This window comes from Phytobacter massiliensis JC163 (assembly GCF_000321045.1).
Lineage (GTDB): Bacteria > Pseudomonadota > Gammaproteobacteria > Enterobacterales > Enterobacteriaceae > Phytobacter_A > Phytobacter_A massiliensis.
Genome location: NZ_HE578945.1, coordinates 1,698,609 through 1,707,013, shown reverse-complemented (window position 1 = coordinate 1,707,013; position 8,405 = coordinate 1,698,609). Strand labels below are relative to the sequence as shown.

General features: G+C 56.3%; 8 protein-coding genes. 6 read left to right on the top strand and 2 right to left on the bottom strand.

The window, feature by feature from the left end:
* The 6 genes from ENTHG_RS08440 to rmf all read left to right on the top strand — a co-directional run.
* Window positions 1-697 (top strand): class I SAM-dependent methyltransferase (locus tag ENTHG_RS08440; protein WP_044177844.1); only part of this gene is annotated, 697 nt, incomplete at its 5' end.
* Between the two features lie 12 nt (window positions 698-709).
* The gene (locus ENTHG_RS08435; protein WP_044177841.1) at window positions 710-2,617 is read left to right on the top strand and encodes an ABC transporter ATP-binding protein; all 1,908 of its coding nucleotides are present in this window, start codon (window positions 710-712) and stop codon (window positions 2,615-2,617) included.
* 14 nt (window positions 2,618-2,631) lie between these two features.
* Window positions 2,632-3,885 (top strand): membrane integrity-associated transporter subunit PqiA, encoded by a 1,254-nt coding sequence (gene pqiA, locus ENTHG_RS08430; RefSeq protein WP_044177838.1) that lies wholly within the window; start codon window positions 2,632-2,634, stop codon window positions 3,883-3,885.
* 4 nt (window positions 3,886-3,889) lie between these two features.
* Entirely contained in the window at window positions 3,890-5,530 is a 1,641-nt protein-coding gene (pqiB, locus tag ENTHG_RS08425) for an intermembrane transport protein PqiB (protein ID WP_044177835.1), read from the top strand.
* Window positions 5,527-6,093, top strand: coding sequence for a membrane integrity-associated transporter subunit PqiC (gene pqiC, locus ENTHG_RS08420; RefSeq protein WP_044177833.1), 567 nt, complete (start codon window positions 5,527-5,529; stop codon window positions 6,091-6,093). The genes pqiB and pqiC overlap by 4 nt, the downstream gene beginning before the upstream one ends.
* A 253-nt stretch (window positions 6,094-6,346) precedes the next feature.
* Window positions 6,347-6,514: a ribosome modulation factor gene (gene rmf / locus ENTHG_RS08415; RefSeq protein ID WP_044177831.1), complete on the top strand. Its 168-nt coding sequence runs from the start codon at window positions 6,347-6,349 to the stop codon at window positions 6,512-6,514.
* Between the two features lie 79 nt (window positions 6,515-6,593).
* Here the strand turns inward: rmf and fabA are convergent, their stop codons facing one another.
* Window positions 6,594-7,112, bottom strand: coding sequence for a bifunctional 3-hydroxydecanoyl-ACP dehydratase/trans-2-decenoyl-ACP isomerase (fabA, locus tag ENTHG_RS08410; protein WP_044177827.1), 519 nt, complete (start codon window positions 7,110-7,112; stop codon window positions 6,594-6,596).
* 69 nt (window positions 7,113-7,181) lie between these two features.
* Window positions 7,182-8,405, bottom strand: a 1,224-nt coding sequence (locus tag ENTHG_RS08405) for a S16 family serine protease (RefSeq protein WP_044177826.1), incomplete at its 5' end; no start/stop codon positions are given.

Here is an 8,405-nt window from a genome sequence, read left to right as displayed (position 1 = left end):
GATTGCGCCGAATAAGCTGGTGCTCAAAACCCGCGAGCGGCAGAAGGGCAAAAATCAGTATCAGAAGATGAATGAGAAAGGGGAGTTTCTGCAGGTCAGCGAATATAACGCGCGTCTGTGGGTCAACCTGACCGATTATCTGGATACCGGCCTGTTCCTTGACCACCGTATCGCCCGCCGGATGCTGGGGCAGATGAGCAAAGGCAAAGATTTCCTTAACCTCTTCTCCTACACCGGCAGCGCCAGCGTTCATGCCGGCCTTGGCGGCGCGCGCAGCACCACCACCGTTGATATGTCGCGCACCTATCTGGAGTGGGCGGAGCGCAATCTACGTCTCAACGGTCTGACCGGTCGCGCCCATCGCCTGCTGCAGGCTGATGTGCTGGGCTGGCTGCGTGAAACGGACGAACAATTCGATCTGATCTTTATCGATCCGCCGACCTTCTCCAACTCCAAGCGGATGGAGGAGTCATTCGATGTACAGCGCGACCATATGGCGCTGATGAAAGATCTGAAACGCCTGCTGCGTAAAGGCGGCACTATTATGTTTTCCAACAACAAGCGCGGTTTCCGCATGGATACCGACGGGCTGGCGGAACTGGGGCTGAAAGCACAAGAAATCACCCAAAAAACCTTGTCCCAGGACTTCGCCCGTAACCGTCAGATCCACAACTGCTGGCTGATTACCGCGGCCTGAAAGGATTAAAAGATGTCATTGATCAGTATGCATGGCGCGTGGCTGTCGTTCAGCGACGCTCCTCTGCTCGATAATGCTGAACTGCATATCGAAGAAAACGAACGCGTCTGTCTGGTTGGGCGCAACGGCGCCGGTAAATCGACCCTGATGAAGATTCTGAACCGGGAGATAGGCCTGGATGATGGGCGTATCGTCTACGAACAGGATCTGGTGGTGGCGCGTCTGCAACAGGACCCGCCGCGTGATGTGAGCGGCAGCGTGTATGACTTTGTTGCCGAAGGTATCGAAGAGCAGGCGGAATACCTCAAGCGCTATCATGAGATTTCGCACCTGGTGATGAGCGATCCCAGCGACAAAAATCTCGCTGAAATGGCTCGCCTGCAGGAGCTGCTCGATCATCACGGCCTGTGGCAGCTTGAGAACCGCATTAATGAAGTGCTGGCCCAGCTTGGGCTGGAGCCGGATATGGCGCTCTCTTCCCTCTCCGGCGGCTGGCTGCGTAAAGCCGCGCTGGGGCGGGCGCTGGTGAGCGGCCCGCGCGTGCTGCTGCTTGACGAGCCGACCAACCACCTCGACATTGAAACCATCGACTGGCTCGAAGGCTTCCTGAAAGGCTTTGGCGGAACGATCATTTTCATCTCTCACGATCGCTCATTTATTCGCAATATGGCCACCCGGATTGTCGATCTCGATCGCGGCAAGCTGGTCTCCTACCCAGGGGATTACGACCAGTATCTGCTGGAAAAAGAGGAGGCGCTGCGGGTTGAAGAGCTGCAGAACGCGGAGTTCGACCGCAAGCTGGCGCAGGAAGAGGTCTGGATCCGTCAGGGTATTAAAGCGCGTCGGACCCGTAACGAAGGCCGCGTGCGAGCCCTGAAAGCCATGCGCCGCGAGCGTAGCGAACGCCGCGACGTGATGGGTAGCGCGAAGATGCAGGTAGAGGAGGCGGTTCGCTCAGGCAAAATCGTCTTCGAAATGGAGAACGTGAACTACCAGGTTGATGGCAAAGTACTGGTGAAGGATTTCAGCGCTCAGGTGCAACGCGGGGACAAAATCGCCCTGATTGGGCCGAACGGCTGCGGGAAAACCACCCTGCTTAAGCTGATGCTCGGCCAGCTGAAGGCCGACAGCGGACGCATTCACTGCGGCACCAAACTGGAAGTCGCCTATTTCGACCAGCACCGCGCCGAACTCGATCCCGACAGAACGGTGATGGATAACCTTGCCGAAGGCAAACAGGAAGTCATGGTCAACGGCAAGCCGCGCCACGTGCTCGGCTACTTGCAGGATTTTCTTTTCCATCCTAAGCGGGCAATGACCCCGGTACGCGCGCTCTCCGGCGGCGAACGCAACCGGCTTTTACTGGCGCGCCTGTTCCTGAAACCCAGCAACCTTTTGATCCTCGATGAACCGACCAACGATCTGGATGTCGAAACGCTGGAGCTGCTGGAAGAACTTATCGACGGCTATCAGGGCACGGTAATGCTGGTGAGCCACGACCGTCAGTTTGTGGATAATACCGTAACCGAGTGCTGGATTTTTGAAGGCGGCGGCCAGATAGGACAATACGTCGGCGGCTACCATGACGCCCGTGGCCAGCAGTCGGCTTCGCTTGCGCAAAAAGCGCCAGCGGTGAAAAAACCGGCGGCGGTGGCAGAGAGCAAAGCGGAAACTGTCAAACGAGGCAGTAACAAACTAAGCTATAACCTGCAACGTGAACTGGAACAGCTGCCGCAAAAACTGGAAACGCTGGAGGCCGAACTGGAAGCGCTGCAGGCGCAGGTCGCGGACGCCAGCTTCTTTGCCCAGCCTCATGAGCAGACGCAAAAAGTATTAGCCGACCTCTCTTCGGCGGAGCAGGCGCTGGAGGAAGCGTTTGAACGCTGGGAGTATCTGGAGGCGCTGAAAAACGGCGCATAATTCAGGGAATCCGTATGTGTGAACACCACCACGCCACGCGTCATACGTTGTGCATGCAGTGCGACCTGCTGGTTGCGCTGCCGGAGCTGCGGCATTGCCATAAAGCGACCTGCCCGCGCTGCGGCACCACGTTAACCACCGAATGGGACGAGCCGCGGGCGCGTCCTACCGCCTATGCGCTGGTGGCGCTGTTTATGCTGCTGCTCTCCAATCTGTTCCCCTTTGTGAACATGAAAGTGGCAGGCGTTACCAGTGAAGTTACCCTGCTGGAGATCCCGGGGGTGATGTTTTCGGAAGACTACGCCAGCCTCGGCACATTCTTTTTACTGTTTGTCCAGCTGGTGCCAGCCTTCTGCCTCGTCACCATTCTGCTGCTGGTTAACCGGGTAAAAATGTCCCTGAGCCTGAAAACCTTCCTGGCGCGGGTGCTTTTTCAACTTAAAACCTGGGGTATGGCGGAAATATTCCTCGCCGGCGTGCTGGTCAGTTTCGTTAAGCTGATGGCGTACGGCGATGTGGGCATTGGCAGCAGCTTTATTCCGTGGTGCCTCTTTTGTCTGTTGCAGTTGCGCACCTTCCAGTGCGTCGACCGGCTCTGGCTGTGGGACGATATCGCCCCTGCGCCGCTGCCCGCGACGCCGCTGCGGGTAGGCGTGCCGGGCATCCGCCAGGGGCTGCGCTGTTGCCCCTGCTGCGCGGCGGTGGTGGCCGCAGATAACCCCATCTGCCCGCGCTGCCATACCAAAGGGTATATCCGGCGCAGAAACAGCCTGCAGTGGACGCTGGCGCTGCTGGTGACCTCTATTCTGCTCTATCTGCCCGCCAATATTCTGCCGATCATGATAACCGATCTGCTTGGCGACCGGATGCCGTCCACTATTCTGGCCGGGGTGATTTTGCTCTGGAGCGAAGGGTCATACCCGGTGGCGCTGGTTATTTTCATCGCCAGTATTATGGTGCCGACGCTGAAAATGATCGCTATCGCCTGGCTGTGCTGGGATGCGAAAGGGCACGGCAAGCGCGACAGCGAGCGGATGCATTTGATCTACGAAATTGTTGAATTCGTTGGCCGCTGGTCAATGATTGATGTCTTTGTTATTGCGGTACTGTCAGCGCTGGTGCGCATGGGGGGATTGATGAACATTTATCCGGCCATGGGCGCGCTAATGTTTGCGCTGGTTGTCATTATTACCATGTTTGCGGCGATGACTTTCGATCCTCGCCTGAGCTGGGATCGCGAGCCTGAATCAAGCCATGAGGAGTCGTAAAAAGATGGAGAAAACCGCTGGAGAGGCGAAAGTACAGAAAGTGAGAAACTGGTCGCCCGTATGGATATTTCCTATCGTTACGGCTCTGATTGGCGCATGGATCCTCTTCTATCACTACAGCCATCAGGGGCCAGAAGTGACCCTGATCACCAACAACGCCGAAGGGATTGTGGGCGGTAAAACCACCATCAAAAGCCGCAGCGTTGATGTCGGGGTAGTGGAAAGCACGACGCTCACCGACGATCTCACCCATGTAGAGATCAAAGCCCGCCTTAATGCCGGTATGGAAAAGCTACTGTATGGCGACTCGGTTTTTTGGGTGGTCAAACCGCAGGTTGGGCGCGAGGGAATTAGCGGGCTGGGGACGCTGCTCTCCGGCGCGTATATTGAGCTTCAGCCGGGCAAAAAGGGGAGCCAGCCGGACAGCTATAAGCTGCTGGATGCGCCACCGCTGGCGCCGCCTGATGCGAAAGGTATCCGTATTATTCTCGACAGCAAAAAGGCCGGCCAGCTTTCGCCTGGGGATCCGGTGCTGTTCCGTGGCTATCGCGTTGGCTCGGTAGAGACCAGCACCTTCGACACGCAAAAACGGACAATGAGCTACCAGCTGTTTATCAATGCGCCGAACGACAGGCTGGTCACCAGCAACGTGCGTTTCTGGAAAGACAGCGGCATCGCGGTGGATTTAACGTCCGCAGGTATGCGGGTAGAGATGGGGTCGCTCACCACGCTCTTTGGCGGCGGCGTCAGTTTTGACGTGCCGGAAAGCCTGGACATCGGCCAGCCGGTGGCGGAGAAAACGGCCTTTATGCTGTATGACGATCAGCGCAGCATTCAGGAGTCGCTCTATACCGACCATATCGACTACCTGATGTTCTTTAAAGACTCCATTCGCGGGCTGCAGCCTGGCGCGCCGGTCGAGTTCCGCGGGATTCGCCTGGGTACGGTGTCGAAAGTGCCGTTCTTCACGCCGGAAATGCGTCAGAAGCTGAACGATGACTACCGCATCCCGGTGCTGGTTCGTATCGAGCCGGAACGGCTGGTTAATCAATTTGGCCAGGATCCGGATATGGATAAGCACCTGACGGAGCTGATGAAGCGCGGTCTGCGCGGCTCGCTGAAAACCGGCAATATTGTTACCGGCGCGCTTTATGTCGATCTCGATTTCTACCCGAAAGCGCCGCCGTTAAAAGATATGCCGGCATTCGACGGCTACCGGATTATCCCGACCATGAGCGGCGGCCTTGCGCAGATCCAGCAGCGTCTGATGGATACGCTTGATAAGATTAACAATCTGCCGCTTAACCCGATGATTGAGCAGGCAACCAGTACGCTGAGCGAGACCCAGCAGACGATGCGCCGTCTGCAGTCTACGCTGGATAATCTCAATAAGATTACCGCCAGCCAGTCTATGCAGCAGCTTCCGGCGGATATGCAGGGCACGCTGCGCGAACTGAATCGCAGTATGCAAGGCTTCCAGCCAGGCTCAGCGGCTTACAACAAAATGGTGGCGGATATGCAGCGGCTCGATCAGGTGCTGCGTGAACTGCAGCCGGTACTGAAAACGCTCAACGACAAGAGTAACGCGCTGGTCTTTGAAGCCAAAGGCAAAGCGGATCCGCAGCCGAAGAGGGCGAAAGAATGAAAAAAGGAACAATAGCGCTTCTGGCGGTGCTGCTCACCGCCTGTAGCTCAGGCGAGGAGAGCAAAAGCTATTATCAGCTGCCGTCGCCGCCGCAGGGGAGCGTTTCGCAAAGCGATGCGCGGGGCCAGCATCTGCTGTGGGTTGAGCAGGTTGCCGTTCCGGATTATCTTGCCGGTAACGGCGTGGTCTACCAGACCACCGACGTGCAGTACGTTATCGCCGCGAATAATCTCTGGGCGAGCCCCCTCGATCAACAGCTGCGCGCCACGCTGGTAGCGAATCTGAGCAATTCGTTGCCAGGGTGGGTGGTCGCCTCGCAGCCGTTGGGCAGCGAGCAGGATATTCTCAATGTTTCGGTGACCGGTTTTCATGGCCGCTACGATGGCCGGGTTATCGTGAGCGGCGAGTGGCTGCTGAATCATAAAGGGCAGCTGATTAAAAGGCCGTTCCACATTGAGCTTAAGCAGCAGCGCGACGGCTATGATGAGATGGTGAAGGTGCTGGCGCAGGCCTGGCAGCAGGAGGCCACCAGCATTGCCAGTGAGCTTAACCGCCTGCCGTAAAGAAAAATAAGCATTGAGCACGCCGCCACGGGGCTTCCCCCTGGCGGTTTTTTTATCTTTTAAGCCGGCAAGATACCTGTGCTGGTTCACAGATTTTGTACAAATGATCTTCCGTATGCGTCACATTTATGACGCTGGCGTGAATTTTGCGCATTGACTGCGCTCGTTTTTCGCGGTATTCGTAGCCTGTGGTTGCATATTTAGTAACCACTGTTTTCTTTTCCACCAGATCAAAAAATGAGGGAAACGAGGCATGAAGAGACAAAAACGAGATCGCCTGGAACGGGCTCATCAACGTGGTTATCAGGCCGGTATTACTGGACGGCCAAAAGAAATGTGTCCATACCAGACGCTGAATCAGAGGTCACACTGGCTGGGAGGCTGGCGAGAAGCCATGGAGGACAGGGCCGTCATTGCCTGATTCTGTCTCTTTAAAAAGAAACCTCCGCAAAGCGGAGGTTTCGCCTTTTTACGTCTTTATTGCCTGAACAGGCAGCCCATCAGAAAGCAGAAGTATCCTGGAACAGACCTACTTTGAGGTCAGTCGCGGTATAGATAACGCGACCGTCTACCAGTACTTCGCCATCAGCCAGACCCATAATCAGACGACGATTAACGACGCGCTTGAAATGAATGCGATAGGTGACTTTCTTCGCCGTCGGCAGAATCTGACCGGTGAACTTCACTTCACCCACGCCCAGCGCGCGGCCTTTGCCTTCGCCGCCGAGCCAGCCCAGATAGAACCCTACCAACTGCCACATTGCGTCGAGACCGAGGCAGCCCGGCATAACCGGATCGCCGATAAAGTGGCAGTCAAAAAACCACATATCCGGGTGGATATCTAACTCTGCTTCAACGTAACCTTTGTCGAAGTTCCCACCGTTTTCGGTCATTTTAACCACACGGTCCATCATCAGCATGTTCGGGGCCGGTAATTGCGGGCCTTTCGCGCCAAACAGCTCTCCGCGACCAGAGGCAAGAAGATCTTCTTTTGTATAGGATTCGCGTTTATCTACCATGTTCTAAGTAAGCCTTATTGTGAGTTTCGGACGCAGGATAGCTAACACGTGTACGCTCAACAAGTCCGATCAGTTAGGCGTAAACCAGTTCAGCCAGCGCAACGGCCAGGGATAGCGATGGCGCGCATCCTGCTGCGTTGCCTGGGCAATACGCTCAAGTACGGTCTGCTTAAGGGTGGTTTGCCCTTCGGCATCCCAAGGCAGGCCGGTTAATAAGGGTAGCGCATCCGCCACATCTTCAATGGCCCAGATGGAAAATTGCCCCGCTTTTACCGCGTCCAGCAGAGGCTGGGCCAGGCAAAGATGACGTATATTGGCAGCGGGCACGATAACGCCCTGTTTGCCGTTCAGGCCGCGCTGCTGGCAGATGGTAAAGAACCCTTCAATCTTTTCATTCAGTCCGCCAACGGGCTGCGCGCGGCCAAACTGATCGACTGAACCGGTAATAGCGATACTTTGATTTACCGGCACTTCCGCGAGCGCGCTTATCAGGGCGCACAGTTCGGCCATTGAGGCGCTGTCGCCGTCCACTTCACTGTAGGACTGCTCAAACGTCAGCGAGGCGGAGAAGGGGAGTTGCTGATCCAGCTCCAGCTCAGACATCAGAAACGCCTGCATAATCATCATGCCTTTTGCATGAATGTTCCCGCCCAGTTCAGCCTTACGCTCGATATCATTAAATTCGCCGTCGCCGATATGCACCACACAGCTAATGCGCGAGGGTTCGCCGAAAGCGCGCGGATGGCCAGGAAATTCAACCACTGAAAGGGCATTAATCTGGCCTACCTGCTCGCCTTCGGTTTCGATAAGAATCTGCTCAAGCAGAATTTCATCCTGCATGCGCTCGGCCAGATAGCCCTCACGCCATTCGCGCTGGGCCAGCATGGTGGTAAGCTGCTCAGCATTAAACTGCGCCTCATCGGTCATTGTGGCCACTTCACGCAGCTGGCGCATCAGCCAGAGCGGGCACAGCGGTAATGTCTCCTGATCGCCTGTGTAGCGCACGGCTTCACGGATCAGCACGGGCCATGCATCGGTCGCAGGAGTTGGTAACGCCGCCTGCTTCGCCGTGCATTCTACCCACTGGCGCCAGAGCGCCATGCTGTCTGCATCGGTAATCTGCAGGTTTTCTTCATACTCGCTGTAAATGGCCTGCTCCGCCAGTTCTGGCTCCATCTCCTGAAAGTCCGCCAGAGATTCCCGTTCGCCAACCAGAATGACCCGCAGATCAAGCGGTAAAGAGGGAATGGAAACCGGAAGCGGGCGCGCTTCATCGAAGGCGACCCAGTCAAA